Genomic DNA, 18,720 nt, shown 5'->3' on the forward strand with positions numbered 1-18,720 from the left:
ACGGAAAGTGACATGAAGCGAAAATCCGGCCGGTGGACTCCCCTCGCCCACTCCCCCACCCCCTCGCTCACTTCCCCGGCCACTCCGGCTTCCGCTTCTCGTTGAAGGCCGCCACGCCCTCGGCCCGGTCCCCCGAGAACGCCACCGAGCGCCACGCCGCGTCCTCGACCTCCAGGCCCGCCCGCAGGTCCAGGCCCTGGCCGAGCCGCATGGCCTTCTTGGCGGCGCGCAGTCCGACGGGCGAGTTGGCCGCGATGCGCCCGGCGAGCTCCAGGGCGGCCGTCCGCGCGTCCTCCTCCAGAAGGTCGACGAGGCCCAGCTCACGGGCCTCCGCCGCCTCCACGCGGCGGGCCGTGAAGACCAGCTCGGCGGCGCGCGCGGCGCCCACCCGGCGCGGGAGGAGCTGCGTACCGCCGCCGCCGGGGATGACGCCCACCGAGACCTCGGGGAGGCCGACGACGGCGGTCGCGTCGGCGACGATCACGTCGCAGGCGAGCGCGAGCTCGAAGCCGCCGCCGAGGGCGAAGCCGTGCACGGCGGCGACGGTCGGCATCGGCAGTTCGAGGACGCCGGTGTAGGCGGCGCGGGCGGTCGGGCGCTGGCGGACGAGCTCGGCGTCGGTGAAGGAGTTGCGCTCCTTGAGGTCGGCGCCGACGCAGAAGGCCCGGTCGTTCGAGGAGGTGAGGACGGTGACGCGGACGGAGGCGTCGGCGGCGAGGGCCGCGCAGGCCGCGCCGAGGGAGCGGGCCATCTCGGAGGAGACGGCGTTCATCGCCTTGGGCCGGTCGAGGACGAGCTCGGCGACATGCCCGTTCCCGTCCTTCCGGACCACCACGAACTCACCAAAACGCTGCTCGGACATGTGCCGCACACCCTCCCGATCCAGGACCCGTTAACGACGGTTAACGGGCGTTCACGGGAGATCCTAGGGCCGCCAGGCCCTCAGGTGGGGCGGCGGGTCAGGAGCCAGGGCTCGACGACGCCGAGACCACGGACCGGCCGCTGCCACATCGGCTGGAGCGCGAAGCGGTACGTGGCGGGCTTCCGGCCCTCCTTCTCCGCGAGGGCCGCCTCCTCGGCCGCCTCCGTCTCCGAGACGGGCGCGTCCCCGGTCCTGGACAGCTCCGCGGCGAGGGCTCCGTCGACGAGCACGGCGTCCTTCGGAGCTATCGAGGTGAGGCGGCTGGCGAGGTTCACGGTCGTGCCGAAGACGTCGCCCATGCGGGTCGTCACCGTGCCGAAGGCGATGCCCACGCGCAGCGCGGGCATCGTCTCGTCGTGGCCGAGGGTCTCGATGAGGCGGAGCGCGATCTCGGCGGCGGTGCCGGGGTCGTCGGCGCAGTAGAGCACCTCGTCGCCGAGGGTCTTGATGAGCCGGCCGCCGTGTGCGGCGACGAGGTCGGCGCAGGTGGTCTCGAAGGCCTCGACGAGTTCGCCGAGCTCCTCCTCCTCCAGGCGGCGGGTGAGCCGGGTGAAGCCGACGAGGTCCGCGAAGCCGACCGCGAGCCGCCGGTCGACCATCTCCTCGTCGTCGGCGGCCTGCACGACCCGGCCGGTGGCGGCGGCGAGCTGCCTCCGCCACACGTAGATCAGGAACTCCTCCAGCTCGGGCAGGAGCAGCTCGACGAGGGGATACGTCACCTCGGTGCGGGTCATGCCGGGCTCGGGGGGCTCGGTGAGGCCCTCCAGGAAGGAGTCGATCTGCCACTCGGCGAGCCGGGCGGTGGTCTGTCCGGTGGAACGGGCGACCTGCACGGCCATGGGCTCGCTGAGCAGCCCGGCCTCGACGAGACCGGCGAGCCGGCGCAGCGCGAGGACGTCGGCCTCGGTGAGCGCCTTGGCCTGGCCGATGTCGGCGAAGCCCATCGCGCGCCAGAAGCGGGAGGCGAGCTCCATGGAGACACCGGCGGTGCGGGCGGCCTGGAACGGGGTGTAGCGGCGGTCGGCGCCGAGGATGAGCTGTTCCAGCCGGATGGCGAGGGGGTCGTCGCTCGGCTCGGCCGTGTGGTCGACCTCGTGGTGGGGGGTGGGGTACGCGGAGGGTTCCGGTGCGGGGTACGCGGGTGGCTCGGATTCGCCGCCCGCGTTCGCGTCGTCGACGGTCACCGGCCGCCTCCTGCCCGTTCCCTGCCCACTTGTCCTGCCGATCTGTCGCCTGGATCGCGCTCCACGATACGGCAGGTGTGGAATGGCTCACGCCTGAACGGTGAGCCATTCCGTCCTGTGAGCCGATGTCCGGCCCGTCGCCGCCCTTCCCGCACCGTCAGGCGGGTGTCCGCAGGTGGACGATGTCGCCCGCGCCGACGGCCTCCGTGCCGCCGCCTTCCGTGGCCACGACGAGGCGTCCGTCGCCGTCCAGGGCGACCGCCTCGCCCTCCAGCATCCGCTCGCCGGGCAGGTCGGCCCGCACGCGGCGGCCGAGGGTCGCGCAGCCGGCCGTGTAGGCCGCCTGGAGGCCCGAGGCCTCGGGGTCGCCGTCGGCGCGTACCCAGTCGCCGTACCACTGGGCGAGGGAGCGCAGGACGGCCCGCAGGAGGGTGTCGCGGTCGGTGGAGACGGCGTCGGCGAGGAGGAGGGAGCCGGCCGCGGGGACGGGCAGCTCCTCCTCACGGAGCGTGACGTTGATGCCGAGGCCGACGACGATCGCGTCCTCTCCGGCGCGCTCGGCGAGGATGCCGCCGGTCTTGCGCTCCTCGCCTCCGACGGAAACCAGCAGGTCGTTCGGCCACTTGAGGGACATGTCGGTCCCGGCGGCCTTCGCGAGGCCCGTCGCGGCGGCCACCCCGGTGAGCAGCGGGAGCCAGCCCCAGCGGTGCACCGGCACGCCCGGCTTGAGGAGCACGGAGAGGAAGAGCCCGGACCGGGCGGGCGCCGTCCAGCTGCGGTCGAGGCGCCCGCGCCCCGACGTCTGCTCCTCGGCGACGAGCACGGCCCCCTCGGGCAGCTCGTCGGCGCGGGCGGCGAGGTCGCTGTTGGTGGAGCCGGTGGTGGTGACCACGTCGAGCGAGGTCCACAGACCGCCGGGCTGCACGAGCGCGCGACGCAGGGAGGGGGCGTTCAGCGGGGGCCGGTCGAGGTCGGACCAGGGCCGTCCTGAACCGTGAGAGGTCGTCATGCAAGCCAGACTAGGTGTGGCAAACACCGCAGTGCCGAACCGTATCGGCGTCGCTACGCTACGGGTCAGTAGGCCAGCAGTAGCCCATTCGTAGTCAACGAACCCCCCGTGACCAGGCAGGGAGCCGCATCCCGATGTCCGAGCCGGCAGAGCAGTACGAGATCGACATTCACACGACCGCGGGCAAGATCGCGGACCTCAGGCGCCGTATCGACGAGGCCACGCACGCCGGCTCGGAGCGCGCGGTGGAGAAGCAGCACGCGAAGGGCAAGCTGACCGCGCGCGAGCGGATCGGCCTGCTCCTCGACGAAGGGTCGTTCGTCGAGCTCGACGAGCTGGCCCGGCACCGGTCGACCAACTTCGGCCTGGAGAAGAACCGGCCGTACGGAGACGGTGTCGTCACCGGCTACGGCACGGTCGACGGGCGCCCGGTGGCCGTGTTCTCGCAGGACTTCACGGTCTTCGGCGGTGCGCTCGGCGAGACGTACGGCCAGAAGATCATCAAGGTGATGGACTTCGCGCTGAAGACCGGCTGCCCGGTCATCGGCATCAACGACTCCGGTGGCGCCCGCATCCAGGAGGGTGTGAGCGCGCTCGGCATGTACGGCGAGATCTTCCGCCGCAACACCCACGCGTCCGGGGTGATCCCGCAGATCTCCCTGGTCGTCGGCCCGTGCGCGGGCGGCGCGGTGTACTCCCCCGCGATCACCGACTTCACGGTGATGGTGGACCAGACCTCGCACATGTTCATCACGGGCCCCGACGTCATCAAGACGGTGACGGGCGAGGACGTGGGCTTCGAGGAGCTGGGCGGTGCCCGGACGCACAACTCGACCTCGGGCGTGGCGCACCACATGGCGGGTGACGAGAAGGACGCCATCGAGTACGTGAAGTCCCTGCTGTCCTACCTGCCGTCGAACAACCTCTCCGAGGCGCCGGCCTTCCCCGAGGTCGCCGAGACCGAGGTGACGGACGAGGACCGCGAGCTCGACACGCTGATCCCGGACTCGGCGAACCAGCCGTACGACATGCACAAGGTCATCGAGCACGTCCTGGACGACGGTGAGTTCCTGGAGACGCAGGCGCTGTTCGCGCCGAACATCCTGACCGGTTTCGGCCGCGTCGAGGGCTTCCCCGTGGGTGTCGTCGCCAACCAGCCGATGCAGTTCGCCGGCTGCCTCGACATCAACGCCTCCGAGAAGGCCGCGCGGTTCGTCCGGACGTGCGACGCCTTCAACATCCCGGTGCTGACGTTCGTCGACGTGCCCGGCTTCCTGCCGGGTGTGGACCAGGAGTACGGCGGCATCATCCGGCGCGGCGCGAAGCTGATCTACGCGTACGCGGAGGCGACGGTCCCGCTGATCACGGTCATCACGCGGAAGGCCTTCGGCGGCGCGTACGACGTCATGGGCTCCAAGCACCTGGGCGCCGACCTGAACCTGGCGTGGCCGACCGCGCAGATCGCGGTCATGGGCGCGCAGGGCGCGGTGAACATCCTGCACCGCAGGACCATCTCCGCCGCCGAGGACCAGGACGCCGAGCGGGCGCGGCTCATGCAGGAGTACGAGGACGCCCTGCTCAACCCGTACACGGCGGCCGAGCGCGGGTACATCGACGGTGTGGTCATGCCGTCGGACACGCGCCCGCAGATCGTGAAGGGGCTGCGCCAGCTGCGTACGAAGCGTGAGTCCCTGCCCCCGAAGAAGCACGGCAACATCCCGCTGTAAGCCGCGTACGAGCGCTGAAGGAGCCGTTGTGATCAAGGTCGTACGAGGAAACCCGACGCCCGAGGAGCTGGCCGCCGCACTGGCGGTGGTCCAGGCCCGGGCCGCGGCCACGGCGGCGGCGGCCGCCGAGGGTGGCGGCCCGGCGATACCGGAGGGCTGGTCGGATCCGTCCCGGATCGCGCGGACGGTACGCCACCGGCCGGGCCCGCGGGCCTGGGCCAGGTCGTACTGGCCCGTGTAGTCGCGTCGTCGTCAGAGTCGTAGTCGTCGTAGGCGTCGTCGTCCCATGACGGAAGGCCGGACCCCGTGTGCGGGGGGTCCGGCCTTTCGCCATGTGCACGGCGTCATTTGCGTCCGAGGAACACACCGGCGAGTACGGCTCCGACGGCGACGATCGCGGCATTGACGAGGACCGCGAGGCCGATGCCGTCGAGGAGGACGGGCGCGGTGACGACGACGGCGCTCATGATCGGCGTGCCCATGGTGATGCCGATCTGCTGGGTCATGGTCGCGAGCCCGGTCGCCATGCCCTGCTCGCCGTCGGGGATGCCCGAGGTGGCGGTGACCATGAAGCCGACGATCGCGAGCATGTTGCCGACGCCGCCGGCGAAGGTCGCGGCGAGCAGCAGTCCGAGGCTGCCGCGGTCGTCGCCGAGCCCGTACAGGGCGAGGGTGGCGGCGGCCTGGAGGAGTCCGCCGGTGACGAGGGCGGAGCGGGCGCCGAAGCGGCCGATGAAGCGGGAGGCGAAGACGCCGCCGAGGATCGTGCCGGCGCCGAGGACGCCGAAGGACAGCCCGGCGGCGAGCGGCGAGAAGCCCAGGACGTCCTGGAGGTACAGGGTCATGAGGAAGACCAGCGAGGTCTCGGTGACGAAGGCGACGAGCCCGGCGAGGTTGCCCCAGACGACGGTGCGGCGCTTCAGGACGTGGACGGGGACGAGCGGCGAGGCGGCCCGTCGTTCGACGAGGACGAAGGCGACGAGGAGGGCTGCGCCCGCGGCGAGGGCGGTGAGCGCGGTGGGGTCGGTCCAGCCGTGTTCGCCGGCGACCGTGAGGCCGTAGACGAGGGCGAGGAGTCCGCCGGTGACGGTGACCGCGCCGGGGATGTCGAGGCGGGGGCGGACGGCGGGGCGGCTCTCGGCGATGACGGCGGGGGCGACGAGGAGGACGGCGAGGGCCACCGGCACGTTGACGAGGAACGCCCAGCGCCAGGAGAGCAGGTCGGTGAGGACGCCGCCGAGGATCGCGCCGGTGGTGAAGCCCGCGGACATGAGGGCGCCGTTGAGGCCGAGGGCCTTGGCGCGCAGCGGGCCCTCCGGGAAGGAGGCGGTGAGCAGGGAGAGCCCGGCGGGGGTGACGGCGGCGGTGGCGAGGCCCTGGGCGACGCGGGCGGCCATGAGCATCTCGGGGCCGGTGGCGAGTCCGCCGACGAGGGAGGACACGCCGAGGAGCGCCATGCCGCCAAGGAAGAGGCGGCGGCGGCCGACGAGGTCGGCGACGCGCCCGAAGAGGAGGGTGAAGCCGGCGGCGGCGAGGGCGAAGGCGGTGGCGATCCACTGGAGGCCGCCGAGGCTGAAGCCGAGTCCCTGGCCGATGACGGGGAGCGCGACGTTCAGGATCGAGAAGTCGACGGCGAGCATGAACTGGGCGAGGAGGAGGACGACGAGGACGAGCCGCATCCGGCCGGTCATCCGGGCTTCGGCGCGTTCCGTGGGCGTGGGGAGATCCAGGGCGACCATGACACACAACCCCTTAATGGGAGATCCGTTCCGTTAAGATGTCCCGTACCGTAGCAGAGTCGAAGGCCTTAATGGAACAGGAGACCCGTTTGACTGAGAGCCAACCGGCCTCGCCCGGCACCCTGCGTCCCGGCGGCCGCACCGCGAAGGTGCGCGAGGCCGTCCTCGACGCCACCCGGGACGCCCTCGCAGACGCCGGTTTCCACGCCCTGAACATGGACCGGATCGCCGCGAGCGCGGGCGTCGGCAAGACCACCGTCTACCGCCGCTGGGGTTCCCCCGTCGGCCTCGTCACCGACCTCCTCCACGACATGGCGGAGCAGTCGCTGCCCGCCGCCGACACCGGCGGCCTCGCGGGCGACCTGCGGGCCAACGCCGAACTCGTACGGGACACCCTGACCGACCCCCGGATGGGCGCCGTCTTCCGCGCGGTCATCTCCGCGGCGGCCTGCGACGAGGAGTGCGCCCGCGCACTCGCCGGCTTCTACCGGACCCGGCTCGCCGAATGGGCCCCGGTCGTCGCCAGGGGCGCGGCACGCGGCGAGATCCCCGCGGACACGGACCCGGTGGAGCTGCTCCGCGCCGTCTCCGCGCCGCTCTACTACCGCTTCGCCGTCACCCACGAGGAGCTCACCGCTGACGTGGCCGAACGGGCGGCGGAGGCGGCGCTCGCGGCCGCGCGCGCCGGGGTGTTCCACCGCCCCGAGGGGGCCGCCGCCCCCGAATAGTCCTTCGGTACGGGGGCGCTTGAGTATCCGTACTCAGGCGCCCCGCGCGCCCCACCCGGAGGATCGGAGCATGCTGTGGTCCGACCCGAAGAACGAGCCGCCGAGGTTCATGCGCGAGATGCAGAAGATGATCCGCCGCGCGGGCGTCGTCCTCGCGCTGGCGATGGTGGTGGAGATGATCGTGGTCAGCGCGAAGTGAGCACGGCACTGACTACGCTGACCCCATGACTGCTGAACAGCGCCGCGTCGTCCTCGCCTCCGCGTCCCCCGCCCGGCTCGGGCTGCTCCGGCAGGCCGGGCTCGCCCCCGAGGTGATCGTGAGCGGCGTCGACGAGGACAAGGTCCACGCCCCGACCCCGGCGGAGCTCGCGCTCGCCCTCGCGGAGGCCAAGGCCGCCCATGTGGCCGCCCGGCCCGAGGTGTTCGGCGCGCTCGTCATCGGCTGCGACTCGGTCCTGGAGCTCGACAAGCAGGCCCTCGGCAAGCCGGCCGACGCCGAGGAGGCCACCGCCCGCTGGAAGGCGATGCGCGGCCGGGTCGGCATCCTCCAGACCGGTCACTGCGTGTACGACACGGCCGCGAAGCGCTACGAGTCGGCGACGGCCTCCACCGTGGTCCGGTTCGGCGAGCCGACGGACGCGGAGATCGCCGCGTACGTGGCGAGCGGCGAACCGCTGCACGTGGCGGGCGCGTTCACCCTGGACGGGCGCTCGGCGCCGTTCATCGACGGCATCGACGGGGACCCGGGCAATGTGATCGGCCTGTCGCTGCCCCTGCTGCGCACGCTGCTGAGGAAGCTGGACGTCGAGATCACCGACCTCTGGGCCTGAGGCCGGGAGGCCTTACGCGGTGGCCGGCGCCTCCTCGGGGGCGTCGACGCCCTCCCCGGCCCCGTCTCCGTACGTCTTCCCGTACGCCACCAGGGTGAGGACGACGAGTCCGACGACCGTCATCAGGAAGGCGAACGCGCCCCAGCCGATCAGGCCGACGGCGACCGCGCCGAGGATGCCGTGCACGACCGCGCAGCCGATGAGCAGGCCCCGGCCCGCGCGGCCCGGGCGGCGGTCGCGGATGCCGGCGACGAGGGCGACGAGGCCGCACAGGACGAGCGCGACACCGGAACCGATGCCGAGCCCCCAGGTGCCGGCGACCATGGCGTCCGGGTCCATCCCGTCGAGGGACATCGACTGGGCCTCCACGAAGCCCGCCATGACGGCGTTGATCGCGACGATGCCGGGCGCTTCGAGGAAGAGCACCGCCGCCGTCACGAGAGCTATCGGTCTGCGGGCCACCTCGGCCACCCCCTGGATTCGCCTGTTACCGACAGTACGATCGACAGCGCGAAGGCTACTGGCCGGTAAACCTGCGGACAAGAGTTCGCACACGGGCGGGCGCGGCCGGTCGCCCGGCAAAGAATCGACGGGCCGTTCGTAGAAACCCGACAAAGAAACCCGAATGGCGACTGGCCGGACGAACAGAGACCTGCGCCACACCTCGGAGCTACTGTGCCGTAAAGGAACCCTGCGTACCGTGGTGCGACAAGGGAATTCACGACCCGAGCAGGCCCGGGGTCACGCTCCGTGTGGGCAAGCTCACCACTGGGGACGGGTCGAAAGGCCGTGTCGGCAGTCCCTAAACTCAGCTTGTTTCAAGGAGGGAGCCATCGTGCGCAAGGTGCTCATCGCCAACCGTGGCGAAATCGCTGTCCGTGTGGCCCGGGCGTGCCGGGACGCGGGTATCGGCAGCGTGGCCGTGTACGCCGATCCGGACCGGGACGCTCTGCACGTCCGGGCGGCTGACGAGGCGTTCGCCCTGGGCGGTGACACTCCCGCGACCAGTTATCTGGACATGGCGAAGGTGTTGCAGGCCGCGAAGGACGCCGGTGCGGACGCCGTCCACCCCGGATACGGCTTCCTCTCCGAGAACGCCGAGTTCGCGCAGGCCGTCCTGGACGCGGGTCTGATCTGGATCGGCCCGCCGCCGCAGGCCATCCGCGACCTGGGCGACAAGGTGGCGGCGCGTCACATCGCGCAGCGCGCGGGCGCCCCGCTGGTCGCCGGCACGCCCGACCCGGTCTCCGGCGCCGACGAGGTCGTCGCGTTCGCGCAGGAGCACGGGCTGCCGATCGCGATCAAGGCCGCCTTCGGTGGCGGCGGTCGCGGTCTGAAGGTCGCGCGGACCCTGGAAGAGGTCCCCGAGCTGTACGACTCCGCCGTCCGCGAGGCCGTCGCGGCCTTCGGTCGCGGCGAGTGCTTCGTGGAGCGCTACCTCGACAAGCCCCGGCACGTCGAGACCCAGTGCCTGGCCGACACCCACGGGAACGTGGTCGTCGTCTCGACCCGCGACTGCTCGCTCCAGCGCCGCCACCAGAAGCTCGTCGAGGAGGCGCCCGCGCCGTTCCTGACCCAGGCGCAGAACGCCGAGCTGTACGCGGCGTCGAAGGCGATCCTGAAGGAGGCCGGCTACGTCGGCGCCGGCACGGTCGAGTTCCTCGTCGGCACCGACGGCACGATCTCCTTCCTGGAGGTCAACACCCGCCTCCAGGTCGAGCACCCGGTCACCGAAGAGGTCACCGGCATCGACCTGGTCCGCGAGATGTTCCGCATCGCCGACGGCGAGGAGCTCGGCTACGGCGACCCGGCGGTCCGCGGTCACTCCTTCGAGTTCCGCATCAACGGCGAGGACCCCGGCCGCGGCTTCCTGCCCGCCCCCGGCACCGTCACCGTCTTCGACGCCCCCTCGGGCCCCGGTGTCCGCCTCGACGCGGGCGTCGAGTCCGGCTCCGTGATCGGCCCGGCCTGGGACTCGCTCCTGGCCAAGCTGATCGTCACCGGCGCCACCCGCGAGCAGGCGCTGCAGCGCGCCGCCCGCGCCCTGGCCGAGTTCAAGGTGGAGGGCATGGCCACGGCCATCCCGTTCCACCAGGCCGTCGTCGTCGACCCGGCGTTCACCGCGGACCCGTTCCGGGTCCACACCCGGTGGATCGAGACGGAGTTCGTCAACGAGATCAAGCCGTTCGCGCCGGCCGGTGCCGACGCGGACGAGGACGAGTCGGGCCGCGAGACGATCGTCGTCGAGGTCGGCGGCAAGCGCCTCGAGGTCTCCCTGCCGTCCTCGCTCGGCATGACGCTGGCCCGCACCGGGCTCGCGGCGGGTGCGAAGCCGAAGCGCCGCGCGGCGAAGAAGTCCGGCCCGACCGCCTCGGGCGACACCCTCGCCTCCCCGATGCAGGGCACGATCGTGAAGGTCGCGGTCGAGGAGGGCCAGGAGGTCAAGGAGGGCGACCTCATCGTCGTCCTGGAGGCCATGAAGATGGAGCAGCCCCTCAACGCCCACCGCTCCGGCACCGTCAAGGGCCTGAGCGCCGAGGTCGGCGCCTCGGTCACCTCCGGCGCCACCATCTGCGACATCAAGGACTGACCGTCGCGGCACGTACGGTACGAAGGGCCCGCAGGCAGCAGCCTGCGGGCCCTTCCGTCGAGACACCCGTCGAGACACCCCGGTCGAGACACCCCCAGGGGAGGACCTCCATCATGCGAGCCGACGCGCGGCGCAACCACGAGCGGCTGCTCACGGAGGCCAGGGCCGCCTTCGCCGAACACGGCACGGACGCACCCCTGGAGGAGGTCGCCCGCCGTGCGGGCCTCGGGATCGGCACCCTCTACCGCCACTTCCCCACCCGGGCCGATCTGCTGAACGCCGTCTTCCAGGAGGCCCTGGCGGCGCTCCTGCACCGCTCGCACGAGCTGGCGGGCGCGGCCGAGCCGTGCCGGGCGCTCGTGGAGTGGCTGCGGGCCCTGATCGCCCACGCGGGCGAGTACCGGGGGCTCGCGCACGCGCTGATGTCCGCCTCGTACGACCGGAGTTCGGCGCTCGCCTCGTGCAGCGTGCCACTGCGCGAGGCGGGCGAGGCGCTGCTCGGGCGCGCTCAGGAGGCGGGGCAGGTACGCGCCGACGTGTCGATCGGCGACCTGATGCAGCTCACCAACGCGATCGCGCTGGCGGCGGAACAGTGCCCGGAGGACGTGGAGTTGGCGGACCGCCTGCTCGCACTGACCCTGCGGGGACTCACAGACTGATGGTGGTGGCCGTGGGACCCCTGGGGGAGGGTCCCTCGCGACGCGGAACTCGGTGAGGTGGCGGTGACGGTGACGGCTCAGCGGCGGCGCATGTCCGCGACCCGGGCCGTGCGCTCCAGCGTCTCCGCCGCCATTCCCCCGCCGGGCCCCCGGAACTGACCGGCCGCCATCCGTCCGCGCTGGACGGGGAGGGGCATGTCACGGCGGGCCCGGACGCCCGGGGGGTGCTGCTCACCGCCGACGGAGCCGGGCCCCTGGCCCGTACCGGCGACGGCGATCTGCACGCCCTGGTCGGCGAGGGCCTGGAGCTCGGAGGCGGCCCGCTCGTCGTGGGCCGGGGGCTCGTCGGTCACCAGGCGGGTGATGACGTCCGTCGGCACCGTCTGGAACATGGTGTCGGCGCCGAGCTTGGTGTGGTCGGCGAGGACCACGACCTCCGCCGCCGCCTGCACCAGGGCCCGGTCCACGCTCGCGGAGAGCATGTTGGACGTGGAGAGCCCGCGCTCGGCCGTGAGTCCGCTCCCGGAGAGGAAGGCCCGGGAGACCCGCAGCCCCTGGAGCGACTGCTCGGCCCCGCTGCCCACGAGGGCGTAGTTGGAGCCGCGCAGGGTGCCGCCCGTCATGACGACCTCGACCCGGTTGGCATGGGCGAGGGCCTGGGCGACGAGCAGGGAGTTGGTGACGACGGTCAGACCGGGCACGCGGGCGAGCCGGCGCGCCAGCTCCTGGGTGGTCGTCCCGGCACCGACGACGATGGCCTCGCCCTCTTCGACGAGGCTCGCGGCGACGTCGGCGATGGCCGTCTTCTCCGCGGTGGCGAGATGGGATTTCTGCGGGAAGCCGGATTCTCGCGTGAATCCGCCCGGCAACACCGCACCGCCGTGGCGGCGGTCGAGGAGTCCTTCTGCCTCGAGTGCCCGTACGTCCCTCCGTACGGTCACCTCCGAGGTCTGGACGACGCGGGCGAGCTCGCGGAGCGACACGGCCCCATTGGCTCGCACCATTTCGAGGATCAACTGGCGACGTTCTGCAGCGAACACGAAACTGACAGTAACGTGACCGGCCGATACTTTTCAGCACTATGCGCCGAATTGCAGAAGATGCGCACAGACGGGGCCTCCAAGTGGTATGGGAGACCCCGTCGTTGATCCGCTCGATGCCTGGGCTATGCCCCGCCTTGCCGGGGGTTGTCCGAGTCGGCGAACCGTTCCCGCAGGCGGGAGCGGTCCCGGAGCGGGGTGGGGCGGGGGTGTTACGCCTCGCCCGCCGACTTTCGGGTGTGCAACTGCCGTGCCACTTCCGCGATCGAGCCCGACAGGGAGGGGTACACGGTGAAAGCATTTGCGATCTGTTCGACGGTCAGATTGTTGTCGACCGCGATCGAGATCGGGTGAATCAGTTCGCTCGCCTTCGGGGCGACGATGCAGCCGCCGACCACGATGCCGGTGCCAGGGCGGCAGAAGATCTTGACGAAACCGTCCCGGATGCCCTGCATCTTCGCGCGGGGGTTGCGCAGCAGCGGCAGCTTGACGACCTTGGCGTCGATCTTGCCCGCGTCCACGTCGGCCTGCGTGTAGCCGACGGTGGCGATCTCGGGGTCCGTGAAGACGTTGGAGGAGACCGTCTTCAGGTTGAGCGGGGTCACCGCGTCGCCGAGGAAGTGGTACATGGCGATGCGGCCCTGCATGGCGGCGACCGAGGCAAGCGCGAAGACACCGGTCACGTCACCGGCCGCGTAGACGCCGGGGGCGCTCGTACGGGAGACCTTGTCGGTCCAGATGTGACCGGAGTCCTTCAGCTTGACGCCGGCGTCCTCCAGACCCATTCCGGACGAGTTCGGGATCGCGCCGACGGCCATGAGGCAGTGGGTGCCGGAGATGACCCGGCCGTCCGCGAGGGTGACCTCGACCCGGTCGCCGACCCGCTTGGCGGACTCGGCGCGGGAGCGGGCCATGACGTTCATGCCGCGGCGCCGGAAGACGTCCTCCAGGACGGCGGCGGCGTCCGGGTCCTCACCGGGCAGCACGCGGTCGCGGGAGGAGACGAGGGTGACCCGGGAGCCGAGCGCCTGGTAGGCGCCGGCGAACTCGGCGCCGGTGACGCCGGATCCGACCACGATGAGCTCCTCGGGGAGCTCCTTGAGGTCGTAGACCTGGGTCCAGTTGAGGATGCGCTCGCCGTCCGGCTTGGCGTCCGGCACCTCGCGCGGGTGGCCGCCGGTCGCGATGAGCACGGCGTCCGCGGTGAGCGTCTCCTCCGTGCCATCGACGGCGGTGACGATCACCTGGCGGGAGCCGTCCACGGCCTGCCGGCCGGAGAGCCGGCCGCGGCCGCGCAGCACGCGGGCGCCCGCCCGGGTGACGGAGGCGGTGATGTCGTGCGACTGGGCGAGCGCGAGGCGCTTCACCCGTCGGTTGACCTTGCCGAGGTCCACGCCGACGACGCGGGCGGCCTGCTCCACGTGCGGGGTGTCGTCCGCGACGATGATGCCGAGCTCCTCGTAGGAGGAGTCGAAGGTGGTCATCACCTCCGCCGTCGCGATGAGCGTCTTCGAGGGAACACAGTCGGTCAGGACGGAAGCGCCGCCGAGGCCGTCGCAGTCGACGACGGTCACCTCCGCGCCGAGTTGGGCGCCCACCAAGGCCGCCTCGTATCCGCCGGGTCCGCCACCGATGATCACGATCCGGGTCACTGGGATCTACGCCTCGCGTCTCGTTCTGCCGGGGGGTCCCCCCGCTGGGGTGCAGTGCGTACGCCATTGTCCCGCACGCTTCAAGTGCGTACCCCATTCTCCCGCACGCCCGGCGCGGCCTCGCGCCGGGGCTCCCCACGGGCGTCACCGCGGAGTCCGGGAGTTCGGCGGACACCCCGCCCGCTCCCGTACTCTCGGTCCCATGTCGCTCTACGCCGCTTTCGCCGGCAACCTCGACGCGCGGCTGATGAGCCGCCGCGCACCGCACTCCCCGCTGCGCGGCACCGGCTGGCTGAACGGCTGGCGGCTCACCTTCGGCGGCGAGCAGATGGGCTGGGAGGGCGCGCTGGCCACCATCGTGGAGGCCCCCCGCTCACAGGTCTTCGTGGCGCTGTACGACATCGCGCCGATGGACGAGGAGTCCATGGACCGGTGGGAGGGCGTCGGCCTGGACATCTACCGGCGGATGCGGATCCGGGTCGACACGCTCGACGGCGAGGAGGCGGCCTGGGTGTACGTCCTCAACGGCTACGAGGGCGGGCTGCCGTCCGCGCGGTACCTGGGCGAGGTCGCGGACGCGGCCGAATCGGCGGGCGCGCCGCACGACTACGTGATGGAGTTGCGCAAGCGTCCCTGTTGATCCGTCCGGGGCAGGCGACTCCCCCGTTCGTCGGAAACGACAAGACAACGATCGCATGTCCGTCAGCATCGTCATCTACGCGCGTAGGCATTCTCCGGCTACGCTTCTGCGCGTACCAAATCCGTCCGGGGCTCCCCTCGGACCCCCCTCCCCGAGGCGAGAGAGTCAGTGAACGCAACTGCCACCCCGTACGAGGCCGCCGAGGCCGCTGCCGCCCGTCTGCGCGAGCTGACCGGCGTCGAGAACCACGACGTCGCCCTGGTCATGGGCTCGGGCTGGGCGCCCGCCGTCGACGCGCTCGGCGCCCCCGAGGCCGAGTTCCCGGTGACCGAACTCCCCGGCTTCCCGCCGCCGGCCGTCGAGGGCCACGGCGGCACGGTCCGCTCGTACAAGATCGGTGAGAAGCGCGCGCTGGTCTTCCTCGGCCGCACCCACTTCTACGAGGGCCGGGGCGTCGCCTCCGTCGCCCACGGCGTGCGCACCGCCGTCGCCGCCGGCTGCAAGACCGTCGTCCTGACCAACGGCTGCGGCGGCCTCCGCGAGGGCATGCGCCCCGGCCAGCCGGTCCTGATCAGCGACCACATCAACCTGACGGCCGCCTCCCCGATCGTCGGCGCGAACTTCGTGGACCTCACCGACCTGTACTCGCCGCGGCTGCGCGCGCTGTGCAAGGAGGTCGACGAGACCCTGGAGGAGGGCGTCTACGTCCAGTTCCCCGGGCCGCACTACGAGACCCCGGCCGAGATCAACATGGTCCGCGCCATGGGCGGCGACCTCGTCGGCATGTCCACCACCCTGGAGGCGATCGCGGCCCGCGAGGCCGGCGCCGAGGTCCTGGGCATCTCGCTCGTCACGAACCTGGCGGCGGGGCTCTCGGGCGAGCCGCTGAACCACGAAGAGGTCCTCCAGGCCGGGCGGGACTCCGCCGCGCGGATGGGCGAACTGCTGACGCGGGTCCTCGACCGGATCTGAGTTTTTCCGGCGCTCCTCGCACCGCTCGGCCCCAGGGGGCCGAGCGGGCTTCGGAGCCCTGCGGCGGCCTCCGACCGCCGGGTGGTCCCGCCGCGCCCATGCCCCGCGCGGCGCCGGGCCGCAGGTGCCGCTGCGCGGGGCTTCTCCCCCACCCCGCCCCTTCCCGTAACCGGGGGCGAGCCCCCGGACCCCGTACGGCCTTCGGCCGTGCCCTCAAACGCCGGGCGGGCTGAAGGTTCCGCCCGAAGGACGGAAATTCAGCCCCGCCGGCGTTTGAGGCTCGGGGGTCCGGGGGCAGAGCCACCGGTTACGGGAAGGGGCGGGGTGGGGAAAGGCTCCGCGCAGCGGCACACCCACCGCCCCGCACCCTCCCGCCCCGCAACCCCGAAAGGCACACCGTGACGCAGGACGACCTCCTCGCCCGGGCCCAGGCCTGGCTCGCCGAGGACCCCGACACCGAGACGCGCGAGGAGCTCGCGAAGCTCATCGAGGCCGGCGACACCGACGAGCTCGCCGCCCGCTTCGCCGGCACGCTCCAGTTCGGCACCGCCGGACTCCGGGGCGAGATCGGCGCAGGACCCATGCGGATGAACCGTTCCGTCGTCATCCGCGCGGCCGCCGGCCTCGCCGCGTACCTGAAGGCCAAGGGCGAGACCGGCGGTCTCGTCGTGATCGGCTACGACGCCCGCTACAAGTCCGCCGACTTCGCCCGCGACACCGCCGCCGTGATGATCGGCGCCGGACTCCGCGCGGCCGTGCTCCCCCGCCCGCTGCCGACGCCCGTCCTCGCGTACGCCATAAGGCATCTGGGCGCCGTCGCCGGTGTCGAGGTGACCGCGAGCCACAACCCGCCGCGCGACAACGGCTACAAGGTCTACCTGGGCGACGGCTCGCAGATCGTGCCGCCCGCGGACGCGGAGATCGCCGCCGAGATCGACGCGGTGCGCTCCCTCGCGGACGTGCCCCGCCCGGAGGCCGGCTGGGAGACCCTCGGCGACGAGGTCCTGGAGGCCTACCTGGCGCGTACGGACGCCGTCCTGACGCCCGGGTCCCCCCGGACCGCGCGGACCGTCTACACGGCCATGCACGGCGTCGGCAAGGACGTCCTGACGGCGGCCTTCGGCCGCGCCGGCTTCCCGCCGCCCGCGCTCGTCGCCGCGCAGGCCGAGCCCGACCCGGCGTTCCCGACGGTCGCCTTCCCGAACCCGGAGGAGCCGGGTGCCATGGACCTCGCCTTCGAGGCGGCCCGGGCCGTGGACCCCGACCTGATCATCGCCAACGACCCGGACGCCGACCGCTGCGCGGTGGCCGTGCCGGACGCCTCGGTCGAGGGCGGCTGGCGGATGCTCCGCGGCGACGAGGTGGGCGCGCTGCTCGCCGCGCACCTGGTGCACAAGGGCGCGACCGGCGTGTTCGCCGAGTCGATCGTGTCGTCCTCCCTCCTGGGCCGGATCGCCGAGGCGGCCGGGGTCGGGTACGAGGAGACGCTGACCGGCTTCAAGTGGATCGCGCGCGTCGAGGGGCTGCGGTACGGCTACGAGGAGGCGCTCGGCTACTGCGTCGACCCGGAGGGCGTCCGCGACAAGGACGGCATCACGGCGGCGCTGCTCGTCGCCGAGCTGGCCTCGGTCCTCAAGGAGCAGGACCGCACGCTCCTCGACCTGCTCGACGACCTGGCGGTGGCCCACGGGCTGCACGCCACGGACCAGCTGTCGGTGCGGGTCGAGGACCTGTCGGTCATCGCGAACGCGATGGCCGCGCTCCGCGAGCGCCCGCCGGTCTCCCTCGCCGGTCTCACCGTCGTCTCGGCGGAGGACCTGACGAAGGGCACGGAGACGCTGCCGCCGACGGACGGGCTGCGCTACCACCTGGAGGGCGACTACAAGGCCCGGGTGATCGTCCGCCCGAGCGGCACCGAGCCCAAGCTCAAGTGCTACCTGGAGGTCGTCGTGCCGGTCGCCGACGCACGCGGGCTCGCGCCGGCGCGGGCGAAGGGCGCGGAGCTGCTGGCCGCGATCAAGCGGGACCTGAGCGCGGCCGCGGGGCTCTGACCCGGAGGTGTGCGTCGTGGGGCCGGTACGGGAGTGATTCCGTACCGGCCCTTTCGTCCGTCCGGGTGAAATCCGCCGTCCGGGTGAAATCCGCCGCTCCCGTCCGCGTCAGCCGAAGCGGCCGTTGACGTAGTCGGCGGTCCGCGGGTCCCTCGGCGAGCCGAACATCGTCTCCGTCGGGCCGTGCTCGACGATCACGCCGGGGGTGCCCTGCTCCGCGAGGAAGAACGCGCAGGAGTCGGAGACCCGGGCCGCCTGCTGCATGTTGTGGGTGACGATCACGACGGTGACCTCCGCCTTCAGTTCGGCGATGGTCTCCTCGACGCGCCGGGTGGAGGTCGGGTCGAGCGCCGAGCAGGGCTCGTCCATGAGCAGGACCCGGGGGCGGACGGCGAGCGAGCGCGCGATGCAGAGGCGCTGCTGCTGGCCGCCGGAGAGCGCCCCGCCGGGCTGCCGCAGCCGGTCCCTGACCTCGTTCCAGAGCCCGGCCCGCGTCAGGCACTCCTCGACGAGGTCGTCCTTGGCCTCCTTGCCCGCCCGGATGCCGCCCAGCTTGAGGCCGGCGAGGACGTTCTCGTACAGGGACATCGCGGGGAACGGGTTGGGCTTCTGGAAGACCATGCCGATCTCGCGGCGGGCGTGGGTGATGCGGCGGCCCCGGTCGTAGATGTCGGAGCCGTCGAGGAGGACCCGGCCGGCGAGCGAGGCGGTGCCGGTGAGTTCGTGCATCCGGTTGAGGATGCGCAGGAACGTGGACTTGCCGCAGCCGGAGGGGCCGATGAGGGCGGTGACCTCGCGGGCGGGCATGGCGAGCGAGACCCGGTCGAGGACCTTGCGGTCGCCGAACCAGGCGGACACGGCGTCGGCTTCGAGCGCGGCGGCGCGGGACGGGACCGGCGCGTCCCCGTGCCCGGACGGCCCGGGCGGCCCGGACGGCACGGGCGGCAGGGTGACGGTGTCGGCGAGATCGGTCACGG

Annotated in this window: 18 protein-coding genes; 10 read left to right on the top strand and 8 right to left on the bottom strand. The window is 72.4% G+C overall.

Going from position 1 to position 18,720, the window contains the following annotated elements:
* Positions 1-67: 67 nt before the first annotated feature.
* The 3 genes from OG357_RS14330 to OG357_RS14340 form a co-directional block, all read right to left on the bottom strand.
* The gene (locus tag OG357_RS14330) at positions 68-862 is read right to left on the bottom strand and encodes an enoyl-CoA hydratase/isomerase family protein (protein WP_329621521.1); all 795 of its coding nucleotides are present in this window, start codon (positions 860-862) and stop codon (positions 68-70) included.
* 80 nt (positions 863-942) lie between these two features.
* On the bottom strand, positions 943-2,106 hold the full coding sequence (locus OG357_RS14335; RefSeq protein ID WP_329621522.1) for an adenylate/guanylate cyclase domain-containing protein: 1,164 nt from the start codon (positions 2,104-2,106) through the stop codon (positions 943-945).
* 157 nt (positions 2,107-2,263) lie between these two features.
* Complete coding sequence (locus tag OG357_RS14340; protein WP_329621523.1) at positions 2,264-3,115, bottom strand: biotin--[acetyl-CoA-carboxylase] ligase; 852 nt, start codon at positions 3,113-3,115, stop codon at positions 2,264-2,266.
* A 134-nt stretch (positions 3,116-3,249) separates the two neighbouring features.
* Here OG357_RS14340 and OG357_RS14345 point away from each other — a divergent pair, with 134 nt between their 5' ends.
* Both OG357_RS14345 and OG357_RS14350 read left to right on the top strand, forming a co-directional pair.
* Positions 3,250-4,842 (top strand): acyl-CoA carboxylase subunit beta, encoded by a 1,593-nt coding sequence (locus tag OG357_RS14345; protein WP_329621524.1) that lies wholly within the window; start codon positions 3,250-3,252, stop codon positions 4,840-4,842.
* Positions 4,843-4,870: 28 nt separating this feature from the next.
* Positions 4,871-5,083 carry an acyl-CoA carboxylase subunit epsilon gene (locus OG357_RS14350; RefSeq protein WP_317598621.1) on the top strand — a complete coding sequence of 71 codons (213 nt, stop codon included), beginning with the start codon at positions 4,871-4,873 and terminating at the stop codon, positions 5,081-5,083.
* 103 nt (positions 5,084-5,186) lie between these two features.
* Here the strand turns inward: OG357_RS14350 and OG357_RS14355 are convergent, their stop codons facing one another.
* Complete coding sequence (locus OG357_RS14355; protein ID WP_329621525.1) at positions 5,187-6,581, bottom strand: MFS transporter; 1,395 nt, start codon at positions 6,579-6,581, stop codon at positions 5,187-5,189.
* Positions 6,582-6,619: 38 nt separating this feature from the next.
* Here OG357_RS14355 and OG357_RS14360 point away from each other — a divergent pair, with 38 nt between their 5' ends.
* The 3 genes from OG357_RS14360 to OG357_RS14370 all read left to right on the top strand — a co-directional run bounded on the left by OG357_RS14360 (position 6,620) and on the right by OG357_RS14370 (position 8,139).
* Positions 6,620-7,309, top strand: a complete 690-nt coding sequence (locus OG357_RS14360) for a TetR/AcrR family transcriptional regulator (protein WP_443066681.1) — start codon at positions 6,620-6,622, stop codon at positions 7,307-7,309.
* Positions 7,310-7,379: 70 nt separating this feature from the next.
* Positions 7,380-7,508: a morphogenic membrane protein MmpB gene (mmpB, locus tag OG357_RS14365; RefSeq protein WP_329621527.1), complete on the top strand. Its 129-nt coding sequence runs from the start codon at positions 7,380-7,382 to the stop codon at positions 7,506-7,508.
* A gap of 25 nt (positions 7,509-7,533) precedes the next feature.
* A complete protein-coding gene (locus tag OG357_RS14370; RefSeq protein WP_329621528.1) occupies positions 7,534-8,139 on the top strand; it encodes a nucleoside triphosphate pyrophosphatase in 606 nt (201 codons plus the stop codon).
* Between the two features lie 12 nt (positions 8,140-8,151).
* On the opposite strand, the gene OG357_RS14375 is transcribed toward OG357_RS14370, so the two are convergent.
* A complete protein-coding gene (locus tag OG357_RS14375) occupies positions 8,152-8,601 on the bottom strand; it encodes a hypothetical protein (protein ID WP_443066682.1) in 450 nt (149 codons plus the stop codon).
* 373 nt (positions 8,602-8,974) lie between these two features.
* On the opposite strand from OG357_RS14375, the gene OG357_RS14380 reads away from it, so the two are divergent.
* A complete protein-coding gene (locus OG357_RS14380) occupies positions 8,975-10,729 on the top strand; it encodes an acetyl/propionyl/methylcrotonyl-CoA carboxylase subunit alpha (RefSeq protein WP_329621530.1) in 1,755 nt (584 codons plus the stop codon).
* 113 nt (positions 10,730-10,842) lie between these two features.
* On the top strand, positions 10,843-11,388 hold the full coding sequence (locus tag OG357_RS14385) for a TetR/AcrR family transcriptional regulator (RefSeq protein WP_329621531.1): 546 nt from the start codon (positions 10,843-10,845) through the stop codon (positions 11,386-11,388).
* Between the two features lie 77 nt (positions 11,389-11,465).
* On the opposite strand, the gene OG357_RS14390 is transcribed toward OG357_RS14385, so the two are convergent.
* A complete protein-coding gene (locus OG357_RS14390; protein WP_443066807.1) occupies positions 11,466-12,392 on the bottom strand; it encodes a DeoR/GlpR family DNA-binding transcription regulator in 927 nt (308 codons plus the stop codon).
* A gap of 248 nt (positions 12,393-12,640) precedes the next feature.
* A complete protein-coding gene (locus tag OG357_RS14395; protein WP_329621533.1) occupies positions 12,641-14,080 on the bottom strand; it encodes an NAD(P)H-quinone dehydrogenase in 1,440 nt (479 codons plus the stop codon).
* Between the two features lie 202 nt (positions 14,081-14,282).
* On the opposite strand from OG357_RS14395, the gene OG357_RS14400 reads away from it, so the two are divergent.
* The 3 genes from OG357_RS14400 to OG357_RS14410 all read left to right on the top strand — a co-directional run bounded on the left by OG357_RS14400 (position 14,283) and on the right by OG357_RS14410 (position 17,743).
* Positions 14,283-14,720, top strand: a complete 438-nt coding sequence (locus tag OG357_RS14400) for a gamma-glutamylcyclotransferase (RefSeq protein ID WP_329621534.1) — start codon at positions 14,283-14,285, stop codon at positions 14,718-14,720.
* Positions 14,721-14,888: 168 nt separating this feature from the next.
* Positions 14,889-15,692, top strand: coding sequence for a purine-nucleoside phosphorylase (locus OG357_RS14405; RefSeq protein WP_329621535.1), 804 nt, complete (start codon positions 14,889-14,891; stop codon positions 15,690-15,692).
* Positions 15,693-16,090: 398 nt separating this feature from the next.
* Positions 16,091-17,743 carry a phospho-sugar mutase gene (locus tag OG357_RS14410; RefSeq protein WP_329621536.1) on the top strand — a complete coding sequence of 551 codons (1,653 nt, stop codon included), beginning with the start codon at positions 16,091-16,093 and terminating at the stop codon, positions 17,741-17,743.
* A 108-nt stretch (positions 17,744-17,851) separates the two neighbouring features.
* Here the strand turns inward: OG357_RS14410 and OG357_RS14415 are convergent, their stop codons facing one another.
* Positions 17,852-18,682, bottom strand: coding sequence for a phosphate ABC transporter ATP-binding protein (locus OG357_RS14415; protein ID WP_443066808.1), 831 nt, complete (start codon positions 18,680-18,682; stop codon positions 17,852-17,854).
* Positions 18,683-18,720 lie beyond the last annotated feature (38 nt).

The sequence above is a fragment of the Streptomyces sp. NBC_01255 genome, assembly GCF_036226445.1.
Lineage (GTDB): Bacteria > Actinomycetota > Actinomycetes > Streptomycetales > Streptomycetaceae > Streptomyces.

What these genes read in the sequence shown, in the direction of transcription:
- OG357_RS14330 (WP_329621521.1), bottom strand. Translation starts at nt 862, where the DNA reads ATGTCCGAGCAGCGTTTTGGTGAGTTCGTGGTGGTCCGGAAGGACGGG.
- OG357_RS14400 (WP_329621534.1), top strand. Translation starts at nt 14,283, where the DNA reads ATGTCGCTCTACGCCGCTTTCGCCGGCAACCTCGACGCGCGGCTGATG.
- OG357_RS14390 (WP_443066807.1), bottom strand. Translation starts at nt 12,392, where the DNA reads ATGGTGCGAGCCAATGGGGCCGTGTCGCTCCGCGAGCTCGCCCGCGTC.
- OG357_RS14340 (WP_329621523.1), bottom strand. Translation starts at nt 3,115, where the DNA reads ATGACGACCTCTCACGGTTCAGGACGGCCCTGGTCCGACCTCGACCGG.
- OG357_RS14370 (WP_329621528.1), top strand. Translation starts at nt 7,534, where the DNA reads ATGACTGCTGAACAGCGCCGCGTCGTCCTCGCCTCCGCGTCCCCCGCC.
- OG357_RS14355 (WP_329621525.1), bottom strand. Translation starts at nt 6,581, where the DNA reads ATGGTCGCCCTGGATCTCCCCACGCCCACGGAACGCGCCGAAGCCCGG.
- mmpB (WP_329621527.1), top strand. Translation starts at nt 7,380, where the DNA reads ATGCTGTGGTCCGACCCGAAGAACGAGCCGCCGAGGTTCATGCGCGAG.
- OG357_RS14345 (WP_329621524.1), top strand. Translation starts at nt 3,250, where the DNA reads ATGTCCGAGCCGGCAGAGCAGTACGAGATCGACATTCACACGACCGCG.
- OG357_RS14385 (WP_329621531.1), top strand. Translation starts at nt 10,843, where the DNA reads ATGCGAGCCGACGCGCGGCGCAACCACGAGCGGCTGCTCACGGAGGCC.
- OG357_RS14360 (WP_443066681.1), top strand. Translation starts at nt 6,620, where the DNA reads ATGTCCCGTACCGTAGCAGAGTCGAAGGCCTTAATGGAACAGGAGACC.